The sequence below is a fragment of the Nonomuraea sp. NPDC049714 genome (assembly GCF_044465295.1).
Classification (GTDB): domain Bacteria; phylum Actinomycetota; class Actinomycetes; order Streptosporangiales; family Streptosporangiaceae; genus Nonomuraea.
This window is the reverse complement of record NZ_JBITLM010000003.1, coordinates 24,863-49,526: the sequence shown is the minus strand read 5'-3', so window position 1 is coordinate 49,526 and position 24,664 is coordinate 24,863. Positions and strand designations below refer to the sequence as shown.

Below are 24,664 nucleotides of genomic sequence, written 5' to 3'. Positions count from 1 at the left end.
CTTCTGTGGCGGGACTGCACGCACGCCAGCGCCCGCTCGATGGTGGACGGCGCCGGGAGCGTGCCCGTGGGCGTGGGGAAGGCGACAGGCCAGGTCGCATGCCGGCCATGTTGATTGATAAAAGTTTAACCCTTGAATTCGCAACCAATTAGGTGACAATGATCAAGAGAAGGTGTCAAGTGCCTTCGCACTTATGCGGGAGGTTCTATGAGATCAATCCGACGTGCCGTCAGGCTGCTGCTCGGCGTCACCGCCGGCCTAGCGCTGACGCTGTCCGGCGCCTTACCGGCCTCGGCGGCCACGACCGAAGCAACATGGGAGCTGCGCGGCCATGGGCAGCGCATGTGCGCGCCCGGCGGCCATCCCAATACGTACTTTCTCGGTCCTGTCTACGGGAAGTGGGAGAACAAGATCACGCTCGGGATTCGTAACCTGCCTCCCGGCTCATACAGCAACGGCGGCGCAATCTCGCCCGGAGAGAATTACGGCAACGCCATCCTCGGGTTCGTCCACGTATCGATCGCACCGGCTCCGCCCGCCGTGTATGTCGCCGAGCTGTGGGCCTCGGACGGGGTCGTAGAGCAGACCGCCCCCATCCGCATAAACATGAGGGAGGATTGCTGGTCACAGGGGAACCCGGATATTTGGCCCTGACGGTCAGGTTTCTCCACGCGGGGCCGTACGGCGCACGCCGCGGGGCGGGGCCACGGAGGGATCGGGCACACCTGCGCACCGATGAGGACGCCTTCCATCCGGTGGTCGCCGCCCAGCTCCGCGAACAGGCCGTCGCCTCGGTGGTGTCGGGCTGCTCCCGCCCGGCCACACCGCCCATGGCGTGATAGCCGTTCCTTAGCGCCATCGGTGCATGTCGCCGCGCACCCAGTAGCGGCGCAAGGGCGTGCATCGCTTTGCCCGATCAGGATCGGCGGTGGCAGCCGCATCGGGCGGGCCGCGGCCCTCGCCCAGGTGTGGCGGGATGTCAGCCGGACCGCCCTGCACTGCTGGTCGCGATCCGTGTCCGGTGCGTCGTGAATGATGCGGTCGGCGTCCCGGCCGGCGCGGAACGGGAAGTAGCGAGCGGCCCGCTCGGTGCGCCCGGTACTCGGCGTCATAATGACCATTGTCCTGCCCGCGTCCTCGTAACGACAGGGATCATATAGAGCACGTCATGGCGAGTCTGGCGCGGAGGGCGTATGCGGCGAGACGAGCAGCGGGCACACGCGGCGAGCGAGCTGACGCTCCTCGGCAACACTCTGTTCACCCAAGGTGACACACTCGGCGCGGTCATCGCCTACCGCAGGGCGGCTCGCCCGGCCCCTCTTGCCAAGCGTGCGGTGGTCGGGCTCATGCTCGGGTTGGTGCCGGCCGAGCTAGGCGACTTACGTGCCGTGCAGCGAGCTCTGCGCCGGGCCGCGATGGTAGAGGACCAGATTATCGCCGACCGAGCACGAAGGACGCTGGCGGTGATCACCAGCCACAGACTCTTCGGCCCCCCGCGTGACCTCGTGCGGGCGCCCGACATCGAACTCCTCGATCGGCTGGCTCGTGAGACGCAGTCGGCGGCTGACCGGCCGTAACCCGCGAAGCAGGAGGAGGCGTGCACGGTGCTCGCGATCACTCTGCCCGGAACCGGCGGCCTCGGGGTCATGGGGCTTCGTCGCCGGTGTCGGCACCGTCGTCGTCGGCCTCGTGGAGCAGGTGTGCTCGACGGAGCACGTCGACCTGCGCGGGGTTGTAGAGCGCCCTGAGGGCGTGACCGACGGCGCGCCGCGCCGCCTCGGCCTGGCCTGGCGTGGTGGCCCGCGGCTCCAGCGTCACGCCGTGCTCGGTGGCGCCCGGGACGATGAAAGGCGCGAGCTGCTCTGCGAGGGCCTGCCGGGTGGCATCGTCGGCGTCTTCGGGCAGGTCGCGGAACGCCTCGTCGAGATCGTCGTTCGGGCGTGCCTCGAGCGTCCGGCGCAGCACCTCCATCGACTCGTCCGAGAAGAGCTGGGCGTAGATCGTCAGCAGGGCGCGGTCGTTGTCGCGCAGGTCCTGGACGAGGCCGCTGAAGCTGGTCGGCACCTCCGGTGACGCACCCGGCTGCGCCAGGGTGGCCAGTTCCCGCCGGATGCTCTGCAGCCGCCGGACCGTCGCCTCGAGCTCGGCGTCGACGGTCCGGAAGACCGAGGCCTGCCCTTCGCCGCTCGTGCCCATCTCGGCCACCTGCGCGAGCGGCACACCGAGCCCGGTCAGGCGCTTGATCTGCAGGAGCCGCGTCAGGTGGTGCACCTCGTAGCGCTTGTAGCCGTTGGACTCGCGGTCGGGCTCGTCGAGCAGCCCGATCTGGTGGTAGTAGCGCACCGTCTTCACCGTGGTGCCCGCCAGGTCGGCGATCTCGCGTGTGCTCCAGGTCATGGGCCCTCACCTCGTCGTCCGGCGCCGATTCTAGGTCGTGCTCCGTGCACGTCGCTCGCGCACCCAGACGAGGAGGACCATGGCGATGTTGACGGCGGCCAGGATCAGGAGGGCCGCGTCACCGGTGTCGGTGGACCGGTCGATGGTGTAGCCCTCGCCGTCTGCCATCAGCGCGTTGACGCTCGAGAACAGGACGTTGTTGGCGACGTGGAACGCGGCCGGCGCCTCGATGCCGCGGCTGATGATCGCCATCAGTCCCGTGGCAACGCCGATGAAGGTGTAGTAGCCGAACAGCCAGGGGTCGCTGGAGCCGTGCACGACCGCGAAGGCCAGGCTGGAGACCACCAGACCGACGGCGAGGGCCGGGCGAACCGCGCGCACCCAGGACGCGGCGGCGGGCAGCACGGCGCTGCGGAACATCAGCTCCTCGCCGACGGACTGGATCGGGGTGCTCAGCACGGTGATCACCAGCATGAGGATCGTCGTCCCGGAGACACCGAACGCGACCCAGCCCGGGGACTCGGGGGCGACCAGCGCCACCACGCCGATGCCGGCGCCCACCAGCAGGGCCGCGCCGAGCAGGTACTGCGCCAGGCGTCGGCCGTCGAACGCCCGTGGCGAGCTGATCAGGCTGCGCCACGGCACCTTCGCCAGCCGTGCCAGCAGCAGGATCGCCACCACGCCCGCGATGCCCACGCTCAGGTTGACGGCCAGGAACTTCAGCGGGGTGAAAGTGGCGGACATCGGGTCGTCGCTGCCCTCGATGACGCCCACGACCTGGTACATCAGGATCTGCAGGAGCACCATCACGACCGGCGGCACGACGAGGACGACCAGCGGCCGCCACCAGCTCATGCGGACGTGGGCACCGAACGGCCGGGAGCCGTCGACACCCGGCCCGCGACGTCCGGGTGCCGGGCCGTCGGCCTGGTGCGGCGTGCTCGGGCGCGCGGCCGTGGCCGGGTTCTGGCCGGGTCCTGATGCGGACATCGGGCGGTCCTCCTGGGTCGAGATGGTTGTTCCACACACCAGCGAACACCGTGCCCTGGGGGCACACTCAAGTGGACGTCCTGTCTCCCCGCCATCTCTCCTTCATGCGGTCATCTCGCGGCATCCGTGGTGATCTGGCTGGTGGGCCTGGGACATCAGCGAGAGGTAGCAATGCCTTGGCCTCGCCACCTGTGTCCATACCTCTCGCTTCCGCTGGGTTCGCGCCTATGGCACAGTCATGAGCGTGCCGCTGGACGAGTTGCCGAACTGGTTGCCGGCTTGGTGTCTTGACCATCTGGGCGGCGAACCCGCCGACGTGCTGTTCCGGTCCCAACAGGTCTCGCTGGTGTTCGGTCTACGGTTGGCCGGTGGCCGGGACGTGGTGGTCAAGGCGCGTGCCGACGACGGCCGGGCGGCGTCGTGTGTCGCTGCCCAGGCCCGGCTGGCCGAGCGCGGGTTTCCGTGTGCCCGGCCGCTGACGCCGGTGGTCGGTGTCGGTGCGCTGGCCGTGCACGCTGAGGAATTCCGGCCCGGCGGCGAGGTGCTGCACGGGGACTCGCCGGACATGGCCGTGCGTTGCGCGGAGGTGTTCGCTCGGCTGATGGCCGAACTCGCCGGTGTGATCGTCACGCCGCCATTGCCGAATCCGCCCTGGGTACGCTGGGACGAGATCGGTTCTGAGACGTGGCCGGCGATCGACTTCCTCGACGGCCTGGACCAGAGTGTCCTGCCCGAGCACATTGTCGAGGCGGCTGAGCGGGCCCGGGAGCGGCTGCTGTCCGCCGGTCTGCCGTGCGTGCTGGGCCACGCCGATTTCGAGGCGCAGAACCTGCGGTGGCAGGGGCGGCGGTTGTGGGCGGTGCACGACTGGGACAGCCTGGCGTGGCAGCCGGAGGCGGCGCTGGTGGGAGCGGCGAGCGGGTCGTTCGCCAGTGCAGGGCCGCCGACGCTGGCGCCGATCGAGAGCTCCGAGGCGTTCCTGGTGGCTTATCAGGACTTTCGAGAGCGCGTGTTCACGCCCGTGGAGATGGAGATCGCATGGGCGGCCGGCGTGTGGATGGCTGCGTACAACGCCAGGGAGATGGCACTGTGCGGTGGCCCCCCGGCGGGCGGCGATGCGCTGCGGGCACAGGCAGCCGAACGCCTCCGCCGGGCGAATGCCTAACCCCGCAGGCGCGAGGGCACGAGAGGCGCGGCCGGGCCGGGTCGCGCTGCGCCCGCCTCAGGGCAGCACGGCGATGGCGTCGACCTCGACGAGGTAGCCCGGCGCGGCCAGCGAGGTGACCCCGATCCAGGTGCTCGGCTGCTGGAGCTCGACGCCCAGCGTCGCGGCCGCCCGCTCGCGCCCGACGACGAACTGCTCGGCCTTGGCCTCGTCGAGGCCCACGATGTACACGGTGACCTTGGCCAGGTCGGCCACCGTCGCCCCGACGGCGTCGAGCGCCGCGGCGATGTTGAGGTAGGCCTGCTCGGCCTGAGCCGCGACGTCGTCGGGGCCCACGAGGTTGCCCTCGGTGTCCCAGGACACCTGCCCGGCCAGGTACACGGTGCGGGAGCCCTGGGTGTCGGCGACCTGGTGGTGGACGTCGACCCGGTTGACCCGCTCGGGATGGATCAGCTGCACGGTCATGGTCTTGCTCCTCTCTAGACAGGCATCATAAGCATAACACTGCAATGTTATGCTATCGCGGCACGAGAGGCTACGTGGCGATGATCACCGTGCTGCACCCTGTCCCCGCTCGGAAACACGGTTTCGTACTGTGAGCTGGGATTTCGCTGCGCGATCAGCGCGGCGGCTGCTGATGCTCCGCCGTCAACTCAGTGGCCGGCCGCGGTGGGGTCACACCGATCGGCTCTGGCTCCCGCGACCTGGTGATGGATCTGGGAAAGCGCATCGCCGGGCTGCGGTTCTTGATCCACGATCGGGACCCGCGCTTCACCTCCGCATCGTCAACGCCGGGCACCTGCGGCGCGCCTGTCCCAGCCGTGGAGCTTGTCGGGATTCACGATCAGCCATATCCGGGTGAGCACCTCGCTGCGCGCTTCGGTCGCGACCACGGCCACGGTGGCGCCGTCGATGCGGATGAGGGCGCCGGGTCGCCCGTTGACGTCCTCTTCGCGGAGTTCCATGCGTGGTTGTTTGCGCAGCAGGCCGAGGAACAGACGGGCCGCCTTGCCGGCGCCGACGATCGGGCGCCGCCCCGCGTGCGCCTTGCCTCCACCGTCGGTGTGGACGATCACGCCGGGATCCAGCATGGTGATCAGGGCGTCGAAGTCTCCGCACTCGCAGGCTCGCTTGAACGCCGAGATGAGATCGCGGTGCTGCTGGGCCTCGGCCATCGGGCGTGCCCGTTCCCCTGCCAGCCTCCGCCGCGCGCTGACGGCGAGCTGGCGGCAGGCCGCCGGGCTTCGGCCGACCACCTCGGCAACCTCTGTGAAAGGCAGGCGGAAGACGTCGTGCAGCACGAACACGACTCGTTCCGCGGGTGTGAACGACTCGAGGACCACCAGCATGCCCATGCTGACGGACTCGTCCAGCGTCACCCGGTCGACAGGGTCATCCAGCCCGTCCACGACGCTGGTCCACACCCCGAGGTCCCGCACCGGCTCGGGAATCCACTCGCCCACGTAATGTTCCCGCCGCGCCCTCGCCGACGTCAGCTGATCCAGGCAGATCCGCCCGGCCACCCGCGTCAGCCAGGCGAGGGGCGCTCTGATGTCGCGCCGTGCCCCCTCGGGCATCGTGTACCAGCGCGAATACGTCTCCTGTACGACGTCCTCGGCGTCGTGGGTGGAGCCGAGCATCCGGTACGCGAGCCCCAACAGGGCCCGCCGTTCGGCGGAAGCCGAATGGTCACGGGCCCACGCCCCCTGCCGCACATCGTCCTTCATGCCTCTATGACGATGTGGCCGGCGTGAACGTGAGGACGTGGGCCCGGCACACCGCCATCCATGGGCCGCGTCATCGAGTCCGCGTTGTGTCTGGCGGGGGGTCCTCGTGTCCCCGCCATGCGCGGAGTTTGTCAGGATTCATCACGATCCACACGTCCTGGATGCGGTCGTCTGAGGTGCGCAGCATGACGACCGCAGCCGTGGCGCCGCCCACGCGGACGACGAGCCCCGGCCCGCCGTTGATCGACGCTGCCACCAAGGTCACGTCGGCCTGCCCGCCGAACAGGCCGACGACGAAACGCGCGACCTGGTCCGCGCCGGTGATCGGTTGGAGAGGTGCGCGTACCCGGCCGCCGCTGTCCGTGATCACGGTGACGTCGGGAGCGAGCAGTACGGTCAACTCGCCGACCCCGTCTGTCCCCTCGCAAGCCATCTTGAACGCCTGGACGATGCGGTCATACCGGTAGGCGGGCACCCGAGCCGTCATCGGTCCGCCACGGGGCGCGCGTTCGCCAGGGTGACGGGATTCGGCCAGGAGGAGCGGGCTCACACGCGCCCCGTTCAGCCGTTCGAAGCACAGGCGGCTTGCGACGCTGGTGAGCCAGGCGGTAGGCCAACCGACCTCGTCCTGTAGATCCTCCGGCATCGCGTACCAGCGGGCATAGGTCTCCTGTACGACGTCCTCGGCGTCCCGCGCCGAGCCGAGCAGACGCTCAGCGACCGCATCCAGCAGACGCCGCTCGCCCACGATCGTGCTGATCCCGACGTCGGACCAGCGCCCGGGCCGGTCGGGCTCAGACATGACGAACGGAACGATGGCGGACATGCTCGGCCCAGTGGCAGGCGCCGGCCCGGCGGCGCTCCTGGCCCAGGATCCGGCGGACGTATCGGCTGCCGAGCTCGTCGGACCAGGCGCCGGGCCCGTCGTCGAGTACGGTGCCGCGGGGCGTGTCGTCGACCGCCCGGATCCTTCCGGCGAGGCGGTTGGCCGACACCACGGTCACGTAGCCGCCGCACCGAAGCCGGACTGCCCAAGGTTGTGTGACGTTCATACCTCTACGACGACGTAGGGGCGTTCCCGTGTGAGGCGGACACCGCAGGGATCAAGCAAGAGCGGCGCCGACACGCTTGCGATGTCGACCGCGTCAGCTCGCGGAGCCTGATCGCTTGCTTCGCCTCGCTCATGTGATCCCCTACTTCGCCTCGCTCATGTGATCGCTTCTGGTCCGCTCGACTGAGGCAAGTGGTGCAGCCAAGCAGCCTGAAAGTGGACTAGTTCACTGGTCCGTTTCCCACCTAGCGTCGATGGCATGGATCTCAAAGGCAATTCCGAACTCACTCTGCTTCTTGACGGGACGCCGCTCAAGCTTCCCGATCCTGCCCATGCGATGACTGTGCTCATCGAGCTGCCGCCCGGCGACCTCGGTTCCCCGCCGCACCGGCACTCGGGCCCGGTTTACGGCTACATGATCGAAGGGGAGATGATCTTCGAGCTCGAGGGTGAGCCGGAACGGGTGATCCGCGCGGGCGAGGCGTTCTGGGAGCCCGGTGGCGACGTCATCCACTACCAGGCGGCCAACAACCTGTCCGACCGGTGGAGCCGGTTCGTCGTGGTCATGTTCTGCGTGCCCGGTGAGCCGATGCTCACCTACGTCGACGACGAAGAGCTCGCGGCCCGCCGTGACCGCCGCGCTCCCCGTTCGTAGTGAGGGCGACCGGCATGCGGATCGTCCTCGCGGGAGCGACAGGAGTCATCGGCCGGCGGGTGGTGCCCCGGTTGGTCGCCGGGGGGCACCAGGTCATCGCCCTCACCCGGAAGCCCGACCGGACCGCCACGTTGCGCGCCCTGGGCGCGGAGCCGGTGGTGGCCGACGTCCATGACCGCGCGGCCATCGTCACCGCCGTCAGAGCGGCTGCCCCCGACCTCGTGATGCATCAGCTCACCGACCTTGCTGCGGGTGACGTCGTGGCCAACGCGGCACTGCGCAGGGAGGGCACCCGCAACCTGGTCGATGCGGCACTCGCCGCCGGCGCTCGCCGGATGGTGGCACAGAGGTTGGCCGCCGACGACGAGGTGGTCTCCTTCGTTCATGCCGATGACGCCGCCATCGCGGCAGTGCAGGCGCTGACCTGGCCCGCCGGCCATGCGGTCAACGTCTGCGACGACGAGCCGGTGTCGGGCCGGGAGTGGGTGCCCGCCTTCTGCGCGGCCGTGGGCGCACCACCTCCGCCGACTGCGGACCCCGGCCGGCCCGGGTGGGCGCGCGGCGCGGACAACCACTAGGCCCGCAAGCACCTCGGCTGGGTGCCTAGGTATCCCTTGTGGCACGACGGCTTCGCTGCGTTCGCCGGTGGCACCCCTACCCGCTTGTTCCGGACGGCCCGCTGACCAGCGAGACCAGCATGTCGAGCGCCTGACGCCAGGCGTGCTGCGGCGGTGTGGCGTAGCCGATGAGCAGGGCGGCGGGCCGCTCCTCGGCCATCGGGTACCAGTAATCTGCCGTGTGCAGGCCCTGCAGGAGCAGGCCCGCGCGCTCCGCCGTGGCGACCAGTTCACGTTCGGCGGCTTCCGAGGCGACCGGTAGGAGCGTGTGCAACCCGGCGGCGACGCCCGCGAGCGGCGTGTCGGTGACCACCGCCAGCCGTTCGGCCAGCTCGTGGCGGCGACGCCGGTAAGCCAGCCGGGCCCGCCGTACGTGCCGGTCGTAGCTCCCACGGGAGAGCAGGTCGGCGAGCACGAGCTGGTCGATCACCGGGGGCGTCGAGCCGGTCTCTCGCACGGTCTGCAGCAGCGGGCCGCGCAGGGGGGCGGGCACCACCAGCCACCCGAGCCGCGCCCCCGGTGCCAGGGTCTTGCTGGTGCTGCCCGCGTAGATCACCCGGTCGGGTGCCAGCGCCTGCATCGCGCCCACCGGTTGCTGGTCGTAGCGGAACTCGCCGTCGTAATCGTCCTCGATCACGTAGGCGTCGGTCCGCCGGGCCCAGTCGATGAACGCCGAGCGCCTCCCGGGCGCCAGCACGACACCCCACGGGTGCTGGTGGGCGGGAGTGAGCAGCGCGAACCCCGCGCCGTCCGGCAGGCGCGCCGGATCGGAGCCACCGGTGTCCACCGGCAGCGGCACAGGGTCGACCCCCGCCGCGGCCAGCAGTTCGCGGTGCACCGCGAACCCCGGGTTCTCGGTGGCCGCGCGCCGGGTGCCGAGACCGCGGAAGGTGCGCGCGAGCAGTGCGAGCGCCTGAGTGAACCCGGCGGTGATCACCGTCGATCCGGCGCTCGCCCACACTCCACGGGTCCGCGAGACGTATTCGGCGACTGCCGAGCGCAGCGCGGGCATGCCTGCCGGATCGGGGTAGCCCATCTGCTCGGACTCCATCGCCGACATCACCCGGCGGACGCCGGCAACCCAGTCCGCGCGCGGAAACGTGCTGACGTCGGGCCGGCCGGGACGCAGGTCGCCGAGGGCCGTGACGCGGAGCCCCGGAGGGCCGTGGTCGGCGGCCTCGCTGGTGCCGGACTCCGGCAGCACATCGGCCACCCGGGTGCCGGATCCGCGCACGCCTGTCAGCCACCCTCCGGCGATGAGCTGCGTGTAGGCCTGGACGACCGTGCCCCTGGACAAGCCGAGGTCGGCGGCGAGGCTACGGGTGCCGGGCAGCCGGGTGCCCGCGGTCAGTCGTCCCCGCCGGACGGCCTCGCGCAGGGCGTTCTCCAGCGACCGCCCGGCCCCGCGGTCACCGGTCAGGTCGAGATGCAGGTCGAGCCCTGACCTGAAGTCAGCCTCGTCCGGCGAGCCTCGCATCGACCGACCCTCCTTCGGCCTCGCCTCTTATCCTCAGTGTCGCTTTCATCGCCCTGAAGTGATCGTCGGCTCGCGGCGCTCCTGCTGCGCGGGCGCCAGCCGTTCGTGGAATCCGCCGTCCGGGGACCGCGTGATGATCCCCGTCTCCACGCCGCGCTCGGCCACGAGCTGATCCGTACGCTGAAGCGCGAGGCAGATCCACCGTGTGCCGATGAAGGCGATGACGGGGCCGATGACCACGGCGTACCTGAAGAAGATCGTCACCGTTTCGACGGTCAGGTGGAACTGGTGGGCGATCTGGTCGTTGGCCGAGGCCGTCCACAGCAGGCCGTAGAACGTGACGCCGGCGACCGCGATGGCACTCTTCAGCGGGGTGTCGCGTGGCCGGTCGAGCAGGTCACGCGCGAGCGTCTCGCGGGTCATGCGGCTCGTGGCCTTGGGGCGGCCCAGCGCGTCCCGGCGACCGCGTCGCGAGACGAGGAAGCGCTCGGCCGCCGGGTAGGCGGCCAGGGCGGTGAAGAAGACCCCAGGCACCACCAGTGTGGGGACGAGGACCGCGAGGCTGAGCGTGTAGTCGCCGAGGGTGAGCTCCCACCCGGGCATGATCCGGAGGGCGCCGTCGAGAAATCCCATGTACCAGTCGGGAACCGAGCCCGCCGAGCTCTGCGTCGGCGTGGCGGGGCCGTACAGCCATATAGGGGCGATCTGGAAACCGAACCCGAGGATGATCAGCATGCCGATCGTCGCGAGCGCCATCGCCGGACCTGCGCTCCGCCGCGCCGGCATCGCGGCGATGAACCGGGAGTGGCCGTGCCGCCGCACGAGCAGTTCACGGGCGATCAGCAGCGCGGCCATGACGACCGCGATCAGCAGGTGCCCCCCGTACAGGACCGGAATGACCCGCTCACCGGGGAATTCCGGGCCGAACAGCAGCGAGAACACCCAGGTTCCCACCACGGGGACGGACTGCACCACCGACATGATCAGCCACAGGCTCCCACCCGACAGCAGATCGTCCGGCAGGGCGTTGCCGCTCTCACCCGCGGCCATGCCCAGGGCCAGCAGCGTCACCCAGATCAGCCACTGCCTCGTGCGCGGGCGGCGGAACGCGCCGGTGAGGAACATACGCAGCAGTTGCACCACGACGGCCGCCATGAAGACGAGCGCCGCCCAGTGGTGCATCTGGCGGATGAGCAGTCCGCCGCGCACCTCCAGACTCAGATGCATGGTGGAGTCGAAGGCCTTGCTGACGAGGAGCCCGCGTAGCGGACCGTACGAGCCGTCATAGGTCACCCGGGCCATGCTGGGGTCGTAGAACACCATCAGCACCGCCCCGGTCACCGCCAGGACGACGAACGACCAGACGGCGATCTGCGCGAACATGAACGACCAGTGCGAGAACTGAAATGAGCGGCGCTGGGCCGGCAACGAACGCATGTGGTCCCCCTGACCTTGCCTCATTCACATGACGAAATCGGGCCGGTCGGTGTGACGGCGAGGACGCGTCTGCGACGGTGATTCGCGTCACTGACATCGGGCCGTGGTCGAGGGCTGAGGTGATCACGTCTGCATCTATAGGGGCCTTTCCGCGTGTGGCTTCCCTCACAGTTCGATGGGAATCATCACACCGGCCCCGTCCCTGTCGTCGAGACAGTCGTAGCCAACAGGACTCCTGGCCTGCTGCAACGGCTGGGAGCGATCGGGGAGGTCATCGATGCAAGCAACGAAGTTCCGCAGTCTCGCCCTCGGGGCGGCCGTGACGGCGACACTGGCCGCGGGAACGCCGCTCGCCGTCCAGAACAGCGGCCGACAGCCGGTGACCGCGCAGCGGCCTGCGGCGCAGGCACATTCGGTGACCAGTCCCAAGGGCGCGGGGGAGCTGGTGTCGGCCAAGGCCGTCGCCGCCCTCGACCTGGTGCTGGCGTCGGTGGCCGGGCGGGCGGATCGGATCACCTATCGCTCCCGGTCGCTGGACGGTGCTGACATCGTGGTCAGTGGGGTGCTTCTCAAGCCGAAAGGCAGGGCGCCCAAGGGAGGCCGGCCCGTGGTGTCGTGGGGACGCGGGTCCTCCGGCACCAACGACCAGTGCGCTCCGTCCATCACGGCGAACAAGGACGGCAAGGTCGACCTGTACGGTTACAGCGGTTTTCTCGTCGAACTGCTCAAGGCCGGTTATGCGGTGGCCGCGACCGACTACGAGGGCCTGGGCACCCTTGGTGAGCATCCCTACATCGTGGCCGACAGCGAAGGCCGTGGCATGATCGATGCCGTTCGCGCCGCGGTCCAGGCCGAGCCCACGCTGTCGAAGTCGTGGTTCGCCGTCGGGCATTCCCAGGGCGGGCAGGCCGCCATCGCCGCCGGGGAACTCTCCACGACCTGGGGCCGGGGCCTCGATTTTCGGGGCACGGTCGGGCTGGCACCGGTGACCAACGTCGGTCAGGCCTACAACTACGGCTCGCCCAGCCCTGTGGACCGCGGCTTCTATCTGCTGGCGCTGCAAGGCTTGAAGACGCTGCACCCCAGCTTGCGGTACGACGATTACCTCGGCGACCAGGCCATGCACATGCTGCCCGTGGCCGAGAAGGAGTGCACCGCGAAGATCTGGGAGGACTTCTCCGCCGACCTCGGCGACAAGCTGAACGACTTCCAGTTCACGCCCCAGACCCTGGAGGCCGCGCTGAAGTTGCAGCCCTTGCTGGACGCGCAGAGTGTGCCTCGTGGGAAGACGCCCGGCCCGATGCTGCTGCTCCAGGGTGATCGGGACCCGTCCATCAAGATCGCAGTGACCGGGCAAGCGGTACGCAACGCCCGCGCATTCGGCACCACGGTCAAGTTCCGCGTCTACCCGGGCAAGGACCACTACTCCGTGCTGACCCCGCACAACGAAGGCGGCGCGGCCACTGACGTCGTCAACTGGCTCAACAGCCACAAGGGCCGATGACGGCTGGGCAGGGGGAAGTTCAACGGGCCCGTCCGTAAGCGCCGACTCGTTCACCGCCGTCCGCGACGGCGAGCGTGACGCCATCTACGCGGACATCATCCTGTGGCCGCTTCTCCTGGAGCGCGGCGGACGAACTGCCTGGGCACTGCGGGGTACGGGTTTTTGTCTCGGATGTGGGATGAATGCGGTGTACAGCGGCATAACCTCTGTAAACCGGGAGAAACAGTGATCTCGGGTGGTGCGCCCACGTGAACCGCGGAAGGAGAGCCGTCGTGCCACGCGACCGGGGGCAGGCCGCCCTCCCCCTGGGTTCGATCTTCGACGAGCGCGCCGCCGTGTCGCTGGACGATCGCGTCACCTTGATGAATCTCGCGTTCAGAATGCTCGGCTCCACCCACGACGCCGAGGACGTCGTGCAGGACGCCTACGCGCGGTGGTATGCCATGTCCGACGAAGCACGGCGCGCCATCCGCTCGCGGACCGCCTGGCTCGTGCGGGTGACCAGCAGGATCTGCCTGGCCTGAACACCCTGCCGGTCCTGCACGCCGCGCTGGAATCCCTGGAGCGCGCCGGATTCCCTCCTCGCGAGGCGCTGCGCGGCCTGCTGACCCTCAGCAACTACGTCAACGGGTTCGTCCTGGAGGAACAGGCGAGCCCCCCGCAGGGGCAACGGGAGAACCTCGATACGGCTCACCAATGGCTCGCCGGCCACCCGCACCTGCTGGAAGTCTTCTTGGAAAGCGGCCACCCTCAGGGCGAGGAGACGTTCGAACACGGCCTGTCGCTGATCCTCGAAGGCATGCGCGCCCGCCTATCGTCGGCCTCTTGACCTGGCAGCGGAGCAGTTAGGGCACCGCGAACGTGATCATGGGGGGCGATCGGGGAGTCCCTGCCGTTAGCCGTCAAGTCTGCGCGTTGAACTTCTTGCGGTTGTCTCGCTCAAGCCGCCGACACGTCCCGAAGCGGGTCGGGCATCAGGGCCTGGTGGCGGTGTGGGCCCGGTGTTCGCGGATCTGGCCGTGGTGGTCGGCGACCCAGGTGATCAGGGACGTGACGATGTGGTGGAGGCTGCGGCCCAGGGGCGTGAGGGCGTACTCCACACGCGGCGGCACCTCCGCGTAGGCGGTCCGGGTCACCAAGCCGTCCTGCTGGAGTTGGCGCACGGTCAGGGTGAGCATCCGTTGTGAGATGCCGGGGACGTCGCGCCGCAGGTCGGTGTAGCGCAGCGGGCCGGCCTCAAGTGCGGCGATCACCAGCAGGCTCCACTTGTCCCCGACGCGGTCCAGTACCTGGCGAATGAAGTCCATCTGCTCGGCGGGGATGCCGGCGCACGGTCCTCGCTCTGCTGCGGCACCTGACCGGGCTGCGACGTCCATGGGGCACATTCCCTTCCGGTACGCACATCGATGTGCCTTTTGTACGGCCTTTCATACTGGTCCATCATGGCGCTACGCACAAATAGTAGGAATTGGGGGTGCGCCATGAGAGTCGAGATCTGGTCCGAGATCACCTGCCTCTGGTGCGGCCTGGGCAGCCACCGCCTGGACCGCGCCGTGGAGCGGTTCGAGCACGGTGAGGAGGTGGAAGTGATCCACCGCTCGTTCCCGCTGAGCGACGGTGTCACCGTCGGCAGCACGATCAGCGTCCGCGAGGCCATGTCGCGCAAGTACGGCCTGGCCGACGCCCGCCTGGAGGCGTCAGCCCGCCAGATCGAGGCGATGGCCGAGCAGGAAGGCCTGAGCCCCTACAGGGTGCTGGACAAGCAGGTCAGCAACACCCGGCTCGCCCACCAGTTCCTCGCCCACGCCTCGGCGGAGGGCAAGAACCACGGGCGCGTGCTCACCGAGGGCAGCTTCGACGGCCGATACGCCCTTTCCGGCGCACAGGACACCGACACCCTGCTCGGCATCCTGCACCAGGTCTGGGACGAGACCCACCCAACCGTTCTCGTTGCCGACAACGACGCGGCGATCTGCGGCCCGGACGGCTGCGCGGTTCCCGCCGCCCACGCCTGATCTACGCGCCTGATCTACACACCTGATCCACACGCCAGCCGGGCATCCGATCTCCGCATGTCCCGGCGGCCACAAAACGGAAGAGATCTCACTGTGCCCACTCTCGCCATCGTCGGCGCCGGCCCCGGCATGGGCCTGGCCGTCGCCCGCACCTTCGGCAGCCGCGGCTTCGACGTCGCCCTGATCGCCCGTACCAAGGAGAAGCTGGAAACGCTGGTCGCCCAGCTCGGCCAGGAAGGCATCACGGCCGCCGCGTTCCCCGCCGACATCCTCGACCGCGCCTCACTGACCGATGCCCTGGACGCGGCCAAGGCCCGCTTCGGCGGCATCGACGTACTGGAGTACTCGCCGGCCCCGCACTCCCCGGTGCCCGGCCTCACCCTGGCCGCTCCCTCGGAGGTCACGGTGGACAATCTGCAGCCGATGATCGAGTACGCCTTCTACGGCGCCATCACGGCGGCCCAGGCGGTGCTGCCCGCGATGCGCGAGGCGGGCGCCGGGACCCTGCTGTTCACCGCGGGCGGCGGTTCCGTGGACCCGGTGCCGATGTTCGGCAACGTCAACCCGGCCCAGGCGGCTCTGCGCAACTGGGTGATCAACCTGGACAAGGAACTGGCCGGCAGCGGCGTGCACGCCGCGCACGTGGTGATCGACGTCTGGATCGGCGGGGGCGGCCCGGAAGGCAGCCCGACGGCCACGCCCGAGCAGATCGCGCCCCTGTACTGGAACCTGCACGAAAACCGCGACCGCTCCGAGGCCGTCTTCACCGCCTGACCTGCTCGAACAGCCCCGTGCCGCTGATGGCTGTTCCGCCGTTCCTCGACCTCTAGGACCGCGCCGTAGCGTTCTCACCTCCATCCCTTAGACGACCGTTTCCGGGACAGCTCTTCCTGCGAGCGGGCGCGGGCTTCGCGACCGTCTCGGTGGCGGCCTGGCGTTACTTCCAGCCCTTACGGTGCCGAGTCCCCGGCGTCGGCGGCTTCCGAACGTCGCAACGCAGCCCTCCCGTGACGTGACCGAACTCGACGCCGCTTAGCCGCAGCTCAGGGCATGGAACGCAATGTTCGAGCGGTGCACCATGACAGGCGGGCTGCCCGAGGTCGCCACCCTGTACGTACGCGCGCGTTGACACCGGGGCAGACTCCTCCGTGCCAAAAAGAACGTCGATTCTGTTAGTGTTGCCCCGCAAACCGAATGATTATTCTCTTTGTGGGGGTGTGGTGCCGCGGCTCACCGACGCGCGGAAAGAGCTCCGTCGTGCCCAGATCGCCGAGGCCGCCGTCCGCTGCTTCGGCCGCACCGGCCTGAAGGGGACCTCGATCGCCGACATCATCGCCGAGTCCGGCCTCTCGGCCGGCTCGATCTACGCGCACTACCACAACAAGGCCGACCTGATCCGGGCCGTCGTCCGCGAGGTGCTCGCCAAGCGCGCCGACGTCATCGGTGAGTACGCCGCGGACGACGTCCCACCCGATCCCGACGAACTGCTCGCCCGCCTGATCGCCGCGATCGACCCCTCCCAGGCCCGGGTGGGCGTGCAGACCTGGGGTGAGGCGACCACCACCCCGGACATCCGCGACATCGTCGTCGACATGACCGAGCGGATGCGCACGCTGCTGCACGACTGCGTAACGGCCTGGCTCGTCAAGGTCGAGCACCACGAGCCGTCCGGGGCCCGGGAGCGCGCCGCCCCGATCGCCCGCCGCGTCATGGCGCTCTACCAGGCCGAACTGCTGTACACCGCCCTGAGATCAACGACTGAGGAGACAGTCTCATGACCACCGTGACCGCTCCCTTCGCCGGCCGCACCGTTTTCCGGATCGGCTACGGCGCGATGCAACTGGAGCGCCTGCACGGCGACCGCAGCACCGCCCTGGCGATCGTTCGCCGCGCGGTCGAGCTCGGCATCGACCACATCGACACCGCCCAGTTCTACGGCGACGGGTTCGTCAACGGACTCCTGCGCGAGGCGCTGCGTCCCGACGACGGGGTGCTCGTCGCCACCAAGGTCGGCGCCGACCCCAACCCGGGCGGCCCCATCCCGATGCGACCCGCCCAGCGTCCGCAGGAGCTCCGGGCCAGCGTCGAGGCCAACCTGGTCAGCCTCGGTCTCGAGCAGATCCCGCTGGTGAACCTGCGCCGCATGGATGCCGCACCCCGCATCCCCCTCGACGCCGACCAGGTCGTCGACCTCGACGACCAGCTCGCCGAGATGACCGCGCTGCGCGACGAGGGCAAGATCGGCGCCATCGGACTGAGCAGCGTGAGGCTGGACGGGCTGCGCCAAGCGATCGGTGCCGGCATCGCCTGCGTGCAGAACGCCTACAGCCTGGCGGCACGCGACGACGAGGACCTGCTCCGGTTCTGCCTCGCCGAGAACATCGCCTGGGTGCCGTACTTTCCGCTCGGCAGCGCCTTCCCCGGCTTGCCGAAGGTGACCGACGAGCCGGCCGTCATCGCCGCGGCTCAGCGCTTGGGCAGCACGCCCGCTCAGGTCGGTCTCGCCTGGTTGCTGCACCACGCGCCGAATGTGCACCTCATCCCCGGCACGGCCAACGCCGACCACCTGCAGGCCAACGTCGACGCGGGCGCACTCAGCCTCGACGAGGCCACCCTGGCCGCGCTCGACGCTGTCCCCTCCCGCCCGGCCGGTACACCGACCAGCTGACCAGCCCCACCCGAGATGACTGGCGTGCTTTTCGAACAGCGCCTACGGCATGGCCGACCAGGCCGGGAATGACCAGCACGTCCCCGACCCGAGGGATCAGCATGGCCAGCGTCGCAGCCGTCTGGTCGCGGGCGTTGTCGCCGTACCCGGCATCGCCTTCGCCGAACAGGTGCAGGTGGTGTTGCTCCCGGCCCATCGCTACCTGGATCACCTCCTGCGGCTGGTCCAGGGTCGCCGTCGACGGCAGATGGACGCGCCGCCACACCAGAGGGTGACCTTGATCTGGTGAACGGTGCCCATAGTGCCCACGCGGTCACCGTACCGGCGTGATCATCGCCGCTGGCGGGTCCTTTCGGTGATCCCGTCAACCGTTTGCTCAGCCGGGCAGTTCGGTGATGCTGAGGGCGAAGTCCAAGTTGCCCACCCCGTGGTTGGCGAGGCCCACCGTGACCACGCCCGCTCCTTCCAGCCAGTGCGCCATTTTCAGGCCGCCGACGTCCAGCGGGCGCAGCCCGAGGCTCTGGACGAACGTCTCCACACTTGCCTTGGCCTGCGCATTGTCGCCGGCGATGAAGACGTCCGGCCGACCCTTCTCCAGGACATGACGGAAGATGGTGTTGAACGCCTTCACCACGCTGGCGCTGGCCGGGGCCGCCTTGGCGACTTCCTGCGCGATCGAGGTCTCCTCGCGGTGGGCCAGCCCGTCGAACGTGGAGTTGAAGGGATTGCTGATGTCGACGATCACCTTGCCCGCGAGAGCGTCTCCGTACTGGGCGACGACTGGCACGACACCGTCGTACAACAGGGCCACGATGACGATGTCCCCGGCCGGCGCGGTGCCCCATTCTCCCGTCGTGGCGCCGCCGCCGAGAGCCTTAACCAGGTCAGCGGCCTTGGACTGATCGCGGCCCAGGACCTCGACGGTGTTGCCGCCCGCTACCGCCCGCGCGCCGATGGTGCGGGCCATGTTCCCGGTGCCGATGATGCTGATGTTGCTCATGAGATGCCTGCCCTGGTTGTGAGTCGTTCGGTTCAGATGGCGGTGGTGCCGCCGTCGGCGACGAGTTCCATGCCGTTGACGTAGCTGGAGTCGTCGGAGGCGAGGAAGAGGGCAGCGGTGGCGATTTCGTCGGGACGGCCCATCTGGCCGCGGGGGATGAGGGACTCGAACTGGCGCCTGGTGGCCTCGTCGAAGAGTTCTTCCTGCTTGGCGGTGGCGACCTGGCCGGGGGTCAGGACGTTGACGCGGATGCGGCGGTCCTTGAGCTCGTTGAGCCAGACGCGGGCCCAGGCCTGCTGGACGGCCTTGCTGCCGGCGTAGACGCTCCAGCCGGGGAAGGCGCCGAGGGAGGCGTTGGAGCCGGTCATGAGGATGGAGCCGCCGTCGTTGAAGAGTGGAAGGGCCTTCTGGACGGTGAACAGAGTGCCGCGGGCGTTGAGCCCGAACCAGGTGTCGAACTGGGCCTCGGTGATCTCGCCGAGCGGGGCGGGCTCGCCCCCGCCGGCGCTGGCCCACAGCACGTCGAGGCTGCCCTTCTCCCGCTTGACGGTGTCGTACAGGCGGTCCAGGTCGTCCAGGTCGGCGGCGTCGCCCTGGACGCCGGTGACGTTGCGGCCGATCTGCTTCACGGCCTCGTCCAGGACGTCCTTTCTGCGGCCGGTGATGAAGACGTGCGCTCCCTCGTCGACGAACAGCTTCGCGCCGGCCAGCGCCATGCCGGTGGTGCCGCCGGTGATGACCGCTACCTTGCCGTCAAGCTTTCCCATGGTCTCTCCTGTGGGTCGATGGTGCCGTGCGCACCTGGGGTGACAGTGTTATGTACACCGATCTGTTTGCTTACGGTACTGGGCGGGCGGCCGGGACGCAAACTATGTACACCGGTCGTTACCCAGCTGGGGTATCATGGACCCATGACGGAGTTGGAGAAGGGCCCCAAGGGCCGCCGCCGCGGCCGGGGCGCCCGCGAGCGCATCCTCAGCGCGTCCCAGCAGCTGTTCCGCGAGCAGGGCATCAACCGCACCGGCATGGACCAGCTTTGCGCGGCGGCCCAGGTGTCCAAGCGCACGGCCTACCAGCACTTCGCCGGCAAGGACGAACTCGTCGCCGAGTACCTGCGCCGGTTCGACCCCTCCGTTCTGTCCGGCTTGTTCGACCGCACCGACCTCACGCCCCGCGAACGGCTCCTCGCCGCCTTCGACATCCCCCCCACCACCCCCCTGTGCCCCTACATCGCCGCCGCCGTCGAACTCCATGACCCTCAGCACCCCGCATCCCAGTACGCACGCGACTACAAGGAAGCCGTCGCCGCGCGGCTCGCCGACACCGCCCGCGAAGCCGGCGCCGCCGACCCTGAACAGCTCGGCGAGCAGCTCGCGCTGCTCATCGACGGCGCCGCGGCCCGCACTCGGGTCCTCAACGCCGACGCCTTCCCCGCCGCCGCCGCCATCGCCGCCGTCCTCATCGACAACGCCATCCCCGCCACAGCCGGCGATGACCGGCGACGGGAGGAAGTGTCAAGTTGACTTGGCACTCCGCGGCCGGGCTGGACGCGCTGCCGGTCGCGCGGCTGCACCCGCTGGTACGCGACACCAGCCGCCCGGCACCTGACCCGGACCTGCTGGCTGTTACGGAACTGGCCGCCCGCCCGCTGAAGGCCGCGGCAGAAGCCGCCGAGGAAATCGAGGACCCGCCGACGTGGTCGGCCTGGCAACGGCTGGCCCCGCACGCTGCCGTAGTGCTGAACAGCCTCAGCGCCTTGCCGGACAGCTCAGACGAGACGATCGGAGCGGCAGCAGGCGCTGCGTACACGGCGGCCCGGTATCGGGCAAGCCAGGGACCTTACGCTGCGGCTGCAGCCGAATACGGCGAGGTCTTCACCGCCCGGCTGCGGGACCTCGTCCCGGCCACCCGTTCACACTGGTCTGTCCGGTGCCAGAAGTGATGCAGAGGCTCTGACCTGGTCTTCTGGGCTTTGCTCTTGTGCTGTTTCGACTTCTGTATCTGCTGGCGGTCAGCCCTACCAGCCCTACCGGCCCGAAGCTCTGTATTCGCTGACAGCCCGTCTAGCTGCGAAGACAGCTATAAGTGACTGGCTTGGCACGTTCGGTAACCGGATAGTCCGGCGATAACCATGGGGACCCGCCCGCTCCTGAGAACGGAGATCACGTCATGTGCCGCCGCATCCTGCTCACAGTGTCGGCCACCGTGCTGGCCGCCAGCGCTCTTGTCGCTGGCACCGCAGCTTCCGCGAGTGCCGCGCCCGCCCCCATCGTCTGCCTCCCGCCGCCGGTCCCCATCTGCATCTAGCGACAAAGGCCCACGCCGGGAAGCCGGCGTGGGCCGAGGAGTCGTCAGGCCCAGTAGCCGTGGGCCCACGATCGAACCCGAGCGCTTGACGTGCGCCACCCGGTCACCGTGGTTGCCCTCGATCGTGGTGATGGTGCCGTTGGAGCGGACCTTCTCCACGATGCCGACGTGGGCGATGTTCCGGAAGGTAAGCCGCGTCCCCGCCCCCATGCGTCCCCCTGCCGATGTGGTCGCGGCGTTGAACATTGCTCCCACCCTGACCGCCTTGAACAAGGGCGGCGAGGTTACTGGCCGTGCAGATTTCTCCCTCAGCCGCTTTCCCAGAGCGGACCTGTCCAACGCAGTTCTGCATGACGTGGACCTGACTGGCCGGCGCGTTCATGGGCGACACGGTCCTGGCTGGCGCGGACCTGATTCGCGCGGACCTGCGCGGCGTTCTCCGTAGTACTCGCCGAAATCGGGCGGATATGGCTGACCGGCAAAGATGTGCTGGCCCCACCTCGACATCGAGGGTGTGCCCGACCCGGAGCACGTCCCCTGGATCGACCCCGACCCATCCTCCTGCCTGGCGAACGGCCCGGTGTCAGCGGCCTCACCGATCAGAAATCCTCCGCCACATCGTCAGTTCTGTTAGCCCTCACGCACCTGTGGAAGGATTGATGACCATGACCGACGCCAGACTGCTGGGCGCCGACGAGGCCACGTTCATCGCGGCGGTCCGCTCAGGCGACACGGCGCGGTTCGCACTCATCACGGAGCGCCACCGGCGTGAGCTGCAGGTGCACTGCTACCGGATGCTCGCGAACTACGATGACGCCCAGGACATGACGCAGGAGACGTTCCTGCGAGCGTGGAACAAGCGGGAGTCGTTCAAGGGCCACGCGACCCTGCGGACCTGGCTGTACCGGATCGCGACGAACGCCTGCCTCGACTTCCTGGAGAAGCGCAACGACCGCACACCCGTACCGTCCGAGCTGCCGGACCCCGGCTCCGAGGTGCTGTACCTGCAGCCGTACCCCGACCGGATGCTCCCCGAGGACCCACAGGAATCGGTGGTGGCGCGGGAAACGATCGAGCTGGCGTTCATCGTCGCCGTCCAGCACCTGCCGCCGCGGCAGCGGGCGGCGTTCATCCTGCGCGACGTCCTCGGCTGGCCGGCGTCGAAAGCCGCCGACGCCCTCGAGCTGACCGTCGCATCGGTGACCAGCGCACTGCAGCGGGCCCGTGTGACGATGCGCGAGCAGCTGCCCGACCGCCGCCTCGACTGGCGGACCCCCGCCACCCACGAGCTGTCGAATGACGAGCGCGGCGTGGTGAAGTCGTATATCGACGCTCATGAGCGCAACGACCTCGACGGGCTGATGTCCCTGCTGCGCGACGACCTGCGCTTCGCGATGCTGCCCGAGCCGGGCACCTTGAACATGACGGCCAAGGACGCGGTGGACGGCTGGGTCTCCGGCGGGCTCTTCCAGCGCGGCTACGACGACTGGCGCTGTATCACCACGACGGTCAACCGCATGCCTGCCGCCGTGCTGTACCTCCGCACCCCCGACGACCCGGAGTACCGGCTGTTCAACATCGCGGTCCTGCACATCGTCGACGGGAAGATCGCCGAGCTCACCGGATTCGACGCCACCGACAAACCATGGCTGGGCCTGCCCCCGACACTGTCATCAGACAATGGCCCCATCGTCGACGAGTCCAGCGCACGGGCCGCCGTCACCGAAGTCACCGCGGAATGAGCACCCCCACCAGCTGAACACCAACGCGACAACGCGAACCCCACCGCCCCGCCGGCGTTGCCGGCGGGGCATCTTCATGCCCGAAGAACATCGTCACGATCAACGACGCCGTCGTCCCTCATTTCCAGCAAGTCGGTCAACAGCTCACTCGGAACGCAAGGAAGGGCCCTGGGAAGATTCCCTCATAGCCGAGGGGCACGGTGAGCACGCCAGGAAGGATTTCGGCCTGGCCTCACGAGCCGAGCATCTGGCCCGTGCTCATCGCCTCGTCTCGTATCGGCTCAGCACCACGCCGCCGGGAAACGTCCGCGTCTCCACCAGGCTCAGGTTCACCCAGCTGTCCAGCGCCGTGAAGAACGGCGTGCCGCCGCCCGCCAGGACCGGGTAGGTGGCCAGGGCGTACTCGTCGATCAGCCCGGCCCGCATGGCAGCCCCGGCGAGCGTTGCGCCGCCGATGCTCATCGGGCCGCCGTTTTCGGCCTTGAGCCGGGTGATCTCGGCGACCGCGTCGCCGGTGATCAGGCGGGTGTTCCAGTCGACCTTGTCGATCGTCGAGGAGAACACCACCTTCGGCGTGTCCCGCCAGTTCCGCGCGAACTCGATCTGCGCCGGGGTGGCGTTGGGCTGCTGGTCGCCGGTCGGCCAGTAGGAGCTCATCGTCTCCCACAGCTTGCGCCCGTACAGCGACATCTCGCTCGCCCGCTCCTGGTCGAGCCACCACTGGAACAGCTCGTCGCTCGGCGGCCCGCCCCAGCCGATGTCGTCGCCGGTCGCGGCGATGTAGCCGTCCAGGGTCACGTTCATGCCGAAGATCAGTTTCCGCATCGTGCCAGCCTTCCGTGAGTCGATCTCACACGTACAGACGGGTACGGCGCGGAAACCTAATCGGTGCGCGATCTGCCTCCGCAGGTAGTTCTCGCGTTCGGACTCGGCACGGCGTACTCGGCTGGGCTCGAGCACTACCCCCGGATCTCGACTTCACCCTGGTACGGGTAGCGGCGCAGCCAGCTCTTTTTGACCGCTGCGTCGTTCCGCTGACCTGTGCGGCAAGTTCATCCCACTGGCTTCGGACGCCTACGACCCGGACAAGGAGCGGCAGCACCGCTTCCCCCGGATGAACGGCACTCTCGCGTGCGGCTGGGCCCTGAAGATCTCCTGGCAGTGTCGGCAGCCGGGCGGCGGCTGGGAGCTGGGCGACCGGCGCGGCGAAGGCCAGGCGCTGAACAACCTCGGGAACGCCCTGCAGGAGGTGCGGCGCTTCGAGGAGGCGATCACCGCCCACCAGGACGCCGCCGCCATCTTTCGGGAGGTGGGGGATGCTCACCGTCTGGGCAACTGAGCGCACATCCCTGGCTTCCGGAGCGACGTCACGTGACGAGCACGGCGGCGAGCATCGAGAGATACGACTCATGGGCCAGACGCAGGCTGTCGAGGTCGGACGTCTCGAACCACGCCACAGCGTCGTGCTCGTCCGGCGCGGCGTTGACGGGTGTTCCGGTCCACCTGTCGACCAACCAGATCTGCATGTCGAACGTCGCGGTCCGGATCTCATGCATCGGCGGGCCGGACGGCTCCGACGCCGTGATTCCCAGCTCCTCCCGAAGCTCGCGGACAAGGCTCTCCTTCGGATCCTCCCCCTCCTCGACATGACCGCCCGGCAGGTCCCACACGTCGGGATACCAACGGCGTCCAGCGCTTCGATGACACAACAACACCCGATCGCCGTCGCGAAGAACGGCCGTCACAATCCGGACGGGACCGGAGTCGTCAGCGGAGATCGTCATCGGCACATTCTGACCCATGCGGATCTGCCGCAGACAAGGCGCGTCCCGCCTCCGATACCCGTCACCCTGCATGAGCGGTGTGCCGGCCGACGACAGACGTATCCCGCCACCACCGAGGGGTGACGCCC

At 69.0% G+C, this 24,664-nt stretch carries 31 protein-coding genes; 17 read left to right on the top strand and 14 right to left on the bottom strand.

What is annotated here, in order from left to right; all coding sequences use genetic code 11:
* Positions 1-207: 207 nt before the first annotated feature.
* The 3 genes from ACIBQX_RS13540 to ACIBQX_RS13530 all read left to right on the top strand — a co-directional run bounded on the left by ACIBQX_RS13540 (position 208) and on the right by ACIBQX_RS13530 (position 1,577).
* A complete protein-coding gene (locus tag ACIBQX_RS13540; protein ID WP_397004004.1) occupies positions 208-654 on the top strand; it encodes a DUF5980 family protein in 447 nt (148 codons plus the stop codon).
* Complete coding sequence (locus ACIBQX_RS13535; protein ID WP_397004002.1) at positions 645-839, top strand: hypothetical protein; 195 nt, start codon at positions 645-647, stop codon at positions 837-839. The genes ACIBQX_RS13540 and ACIBQX_RS13535 overlap by 10 nt, the downstream gene beginning before the upstream one ends.
* Positions 840-1,193: 354 nt before the next feature.
* A complete protein-coding gene (locus ACIBQX_RS13530; protein ID WP_397004000.1) occupies positions 1,194-1,577 on the top strand; it encodes a hypothetical protein in 384 nt (127 codons plus the stop codon).
* A 67-nt stretch (positions 1,578-1,644) separates the two neighbouring features.
* On the opposite strand, the gene ACIBQX_RS13525 is transcribed toward ACIBQX_RS13530, so the two are convergent.
* Together ACIBQX_RS13525 and ACIBQX_RS13520 are read right to left on the bottom strand one after the other, a co-directional pair.
* Positions 1,645-2,397, bottom strand: coding sequence for a MerR family transcriptional regulator (locus ACIBQX_RS13525; protein WP_397003998.1), 753 nt, complete (start codon positions 2,395-2,397; stop codon positions 1,645-1,647).
* A 30-nt stretch (positions 2,398-2,427) separates the two neighbouring features.
* A complete protein-coding gene (locus ACIBQX_RS13520; protein ID WP_397003996.1) occupies positions 2,428-3,387 on the bottom strand; it encodes a lysostaphin resistance A-like protein in 960 nt (319 codons plus the stop codon).
* 238 nt (positions 3,388-3,625) lie between these two features.
* Here ACIBQX_RS13520 and ACIBQX_RS13515 point away from each other — a divergent pair, with 238 nt between their 5' ends.
* A complete protein-coding gene (locus ACIBQX_RS13515; RefSeq protein WP_397003994.1) occupies positions 3,626-4,552 on the top strand; it encodes a phosphotransferase in 927 nt (308 codons plus the stop codon).
* Between the two features lie 57 nt (positions 4,553-4,609).
* Here the strand turns inward: ACIBQX_RS13515 and ACIBQX_RS13510 are convergent, their stop codons facing one another.
* From ACIBQX_RS13510 to ACIBQX_RS13495, 4 genes are all read right to left on the bottom strand, one after another.
* Positions 4,610-5,017, bottom strand: coding sequence for a RidA family protein (locus tag ACIBQX_RS13510; RefSeq protein WP_397003992.1), 408 nt, complete (start codon positions 5,015-5,017; stop codon positions 4,610-4,612).
* 320 nt (positions 5,018-5,337) lie between these two features.
* Positions 5,338-6,279, bottom strand: a complete 942-nt coding sequence (gene sigJ / locus ACIBQX_RS13505; RefSeq protein WP_397003990.1) for an RNA polymerase sigma factor SigJ — start codon at positions 6,277-6,279, stop codon at positions 5,338-5,340.
* Positions 6,280-6,349: 70 nt separating this feature from the next.
* Entirely contained in the window at positions 6,350-7,081 is a 732-nt protein-coding gene (locus ACIBQX_RS13500) for a sigma factor (RefSeq protein ID WP_397003988.1), read from the bottom strand.
* Positions 7,074-7,283 (bottom strand): hypothetical protein, encoded by a 210-nt coding sequence (locus tag ACIBQX_RS13495; protein ID WP_397003986.1) that lies wholly within the window; start codon positions 7,281-7,283, stop codon positions 7,074-7,076. Before ACIBQX_RS13495 ends, ACIBQX_RS13500 begins: the two co-directional genes overlap by 8 nt.
* Before the next feature lie 384 nt (positions 7,284-7,667).
* On the opposite strand from ACIBQX_RS13495, the gene ACIBQX_RS13490 reads away from it, so the two are divergent.
* Positions 7,668-7,985, top strand: coding sequence for a cupin domain-containing protein (locus ACIBQX_RS13490; RefSeq protein WP_397003984.1), 318 nt, complete (start codon positions 7,668-7,670; stop codon positions 7,983-7,985).
* Positions 7,986-7,999: 14 nt separating this feature from the next.
* Positions 8,000-8,563, top strand: a complete 564-nt coding sequence (locus tag ACIBQX_RS13485) for an SDR family oxidoreductase (RefSeq protein ID WP_397003982.1) — start codon at positions 8,000-8,002, stop codon at positions 8,561-8,563.
* A 76-nt stretch (positions 8,564-8,639) separates the two neighbouring features.
* Here ACIBQX_RS13485 and ACIBQX_RS13480 read toward each other — a convergent pair whose 3' ends face one another.
* Together ACIBQX_RS13480 and ACIBQX_RS13475 are read right to left on the bottom strand one after the other, a co-directional pair.
* Complete coding sequence (locus ACIBQX_RS13480; protein WP_397003980.1) at positions 8,640-10,079, bottom strand: PLP-dependent aminotransferase family protein; 1,440 nt, start codon at positions 10,077-10,079, stop codon at positions 8,640-8,642.
* Positions 10,080-10,124: 45 nt separating this feature from the next.
* Positions 10,125-11,516 (bottom strand): cytochrome bc complex cytochrome b subunit, encoded by a 1,392-nt coding sequence (locus ACIBQX_RS13475; protein WP_397003978.1) that lies wholly within the window; start codon positions 11,514-11,516, stop codon positions 10,125-10,127.
* A 277-nt stretch (positions 11,517-11,793) separates the two neighbouring features.
* Here ACIBQX_RS13475 and ACIBQX_RS13470 point away from each other — a divergent pair, with 277 nt between their 5' ends.
* The 3 genes from ACIBQX_RS13470 (at position 11,794) to ACIBQX_RS13460 (ending at position 13,849) form a co-directional block, all read left to right on the top strand.
* The gene (locus ACIBQX_RS13470) at positions 11,794-13,020 is read left to right on the top strand and encodes an alpha/beta hydrolase family protein (protein ID WP_397003976.1); all 1,227 of its coding nucleotides are present in this window, start codon (positions 11,794-11,796) and stop codon (positions 13,018-13,020) included.
* Between the two features lie 272 nt (positions 13,021-13,292).
* Positions 13,293-13,544: a sigma factor gene (locus ACIBQX_RS13465; protein WP_397003974.1), complete on the top strand. Its 252-nt coding sequence runs from the start codon at positions 13,293-13,295 to the stop codon at positions 13,542-13,544.
* Positions 13,454-13,849, top strand: a complete 396-nt coding sequence (locus tag ACIBQX_RS13460; RefSeq protein WP_397003972.1) for a TetR/AcrR family transcriptional regulator C-terminal domain-containing protein — start codon at positions 13,454-13,456, stop codon at positions 13,847-13,849. The genes ACIBQX_RS13465 and ACIBQX_RS13460 overlap by 91 nt, the downstream gene beginning before the upstream one ends.
* A 145-nt stretch (positions 13,850-13,994) precedes the next feature.
* Here the strand turns inward: ACIBQX_RS13460 and ACIBQX_RS13455 are convergent, their stop codons facing one another.
* A complete protein-coding gene (locus ACIBQX_RS13455; protein WP_397003970.1) occupies positions 13,995-14,396 on the bottom strand; it encodes a winged helix-turn-helix transcriptional regulator in 402 nt (133 codons plus the stop codon).
* Between the two features lie 105 nt (positions 14,397-14,501).
* Here ACIBQX_RS13455 and ACIBQX_RS13450 point away from each other — a divergent pair, with 105 nt between their 5' ends.
* From ACIBQX_RS13450 to ACIBQX_RS13435, 4 genes are all read left to right on the top strand, one after another.
* Entirely contained in the window at positions 14,502-15,035 is a 534-nt protein-coding gene (locus tag ACIBQX_RS13450) for a DsbA family protein (protein ID WP_397003968.1), read from the top strand.
* Positions 15,036-15,128: 93 nt separating this feature from the next.
* Complete coding sequence (locus tag ACIBQX_RS13445; protein ID WP_397003966.1) at positions 15,129-15,809, top strand: SDR family NAD(P)-dependent oxidoreductase; 681 nt, start codon at positions 15,129-15,131, stop codon at positions 15,807-15,809.
* 446 nt (positions 15,810-16,255) lie between these two features.
* On the top strand, positions 16,256-16,813 hold the full coding sequence (locus tag ACIBQX_RS13440) for a TetR/AcrR family transcriptional regulator (protein WP_397003964.1): 558 nt from the start codon (positions 16,256-16,258) through the stop codon (positions 16,811-16,813).
* Positions 16,810-17,703: an aldo/keto reductase gene (locus ACIBQX_RS13435; protein ID WP_397003962.1), complete on the top strand. Its 894-nt coding sequence runs from the start codon at positions 16,810-16,812 to the stop codon at positions 17,701-17,703. Before ACIBQX_RS13440 ends, ACIBQX_RS13435 begins: the two co-directional genes overlap by 4 nt.
* Here ACIBQX_RS13435 and ACIBQX_RS13430 read toward each other — a convergent pair.
* The 3 genes from ACIBQX_RS13430 to ACIBQX_RS13420 all read right to left on the bottom strand — a co-directional run bounded on the left by ACIBQX_RS13430 (position 17,630) and on the right by ACIBQX_RS13420 (position 19,470).
* Entirely contained in the window at positions 17,630-17,968 is a 339-nt protein-coding gene (locus ACIBQX_RS13430) for a hypothetical protein (protein ID WP_397003960.1), read from the bottom strand. The two genes, ACIBQX_RS13435 and ACIBQX_RS13430, sit on opposite strands and share 74 nt — an antisense overlap.
* 111 nt (positions 17,969-18,079) lie before the next feature.
* Complete coding sequence (locus ACIBQX_RS13425) at positions 18,080-18,703, bottom strand: NADPH-dependent F420 reductase (protein ID WP_397003958.1); 624 nt, start codon at positions 18,701-18,703, stop codon at positions 18,080-18,082.
* A 32-nt stretch (positions 18,704-18,735) separates the two neighbouring features.
* Positions 18,736-19,470 (bottom strand): SDR family NAD(P)-dependent oxidoreductase, encoded by a 735-nt coding sequence (locus ACIBQX_RS13420; RefSeq protein WP_397003956.1) that lies wholly within the window; start codon positions 19,468-19,470, stop codon positions 18,736-18,738.
* Between the two features lie 144 nt (positions 19,471-19,614).
* Between ACIBQX_RS13420 and ACIBQX_RS13415 the strand changes: the two genes are divergently transcribed.
* From ACIBQX_RS13415 to ACIBQX_RS13405, 3 genes are all read left to right on the top strand, one after another.
* The gene (locus ACIBQX_RS13415; protein WP_397003954.1) at positions 19,615-20,226 is read left to right on the top strand and encodes a TetR/AcrR family transcriptional regulator; all 612 of its coding nucleotides are present in this window, start codon (positions 19,615-19,617) and stop codon (positions 20,224-20,226) included.
* On the top strand, positions 20,223-20,645 hold the full coding sequence (locus tag ACIBQX_RS13410) for a hypothetical protein (protein ID WP_397003952.1): 423 nt from the start codon (positions 20,223-20,225) through the stop codon (positions 20,643-20,645). The genes ACIBQX_RS13415 and ACIBQX_RS13410 overlap by 4 nt, the downstream gene beginning before the upstream one ends.
* Positions 20,646-21,675: 1,030 nt before the next feature.
* Positions 21,676-22,752, top strand: a complete 1,077-nt coding sequence (locus tag ACIBQX_RS13405) for an RNA polymerase subunit sigma-70 (RefSeq protein ID WP_397003950.1) — start codon at positions 21,676-21,678, stop codon at positions 22,750-22,752.
* Between the two features lie 258 nt (positions 22,753-23,010).
* Here ACIBQX_RS13405 and ACIBQX_RS13400 read toward each other — a convergent pair whose 3' ends face one another.
* The gene (locus ACIBQX_RS13400) at positions 23,011-23,577 is read right to left on the bottom strand and encodes a dihydrofolate reductase family protein (RefSeq protein WP_397003948.1); all 567 of its coding nucleotides are present in this window, start codon (positions 23,575-23,577) and stop codon (positions 23,011-23,013) included.
* A gap of 289 nt (positions 23,578-23,866) precedes the next feature.
* Between ACIBQX_RS13400 and ACIBQX_RS13395 the strand changes: the two genes are divergently transcribed.
* Positions 23,867-24,091 (top strand): tetratricopeptide repeat protein, encoded by a 225-nt coding sequence (locus ACIBQX_RS13395; RefSeq protein WP_397003946.1) that lies wholly within the window; start codon positions 23,867-23,869, stop codon positions 24,089-24,091.
* Between the two features lie 28 nt (positions 24,092-24,119).
* Here ACIBQX_RS13395 and ACIBQX_RS13390 read toward each other — a convergent pair whose 3' ends face one another.
* Positions 24,120-24,536, bottom strand: a complete 417-nt coding sequence (locus ACIBQX_RS13390; protein WP_397005421.1) for an NUDIX domain-containing protein — start codon at positions 24,534-24,536, stop codon at positions 24,120-24,122.
* Positions 24,537-24,664 lie beyond the last annotated feature (128 nt).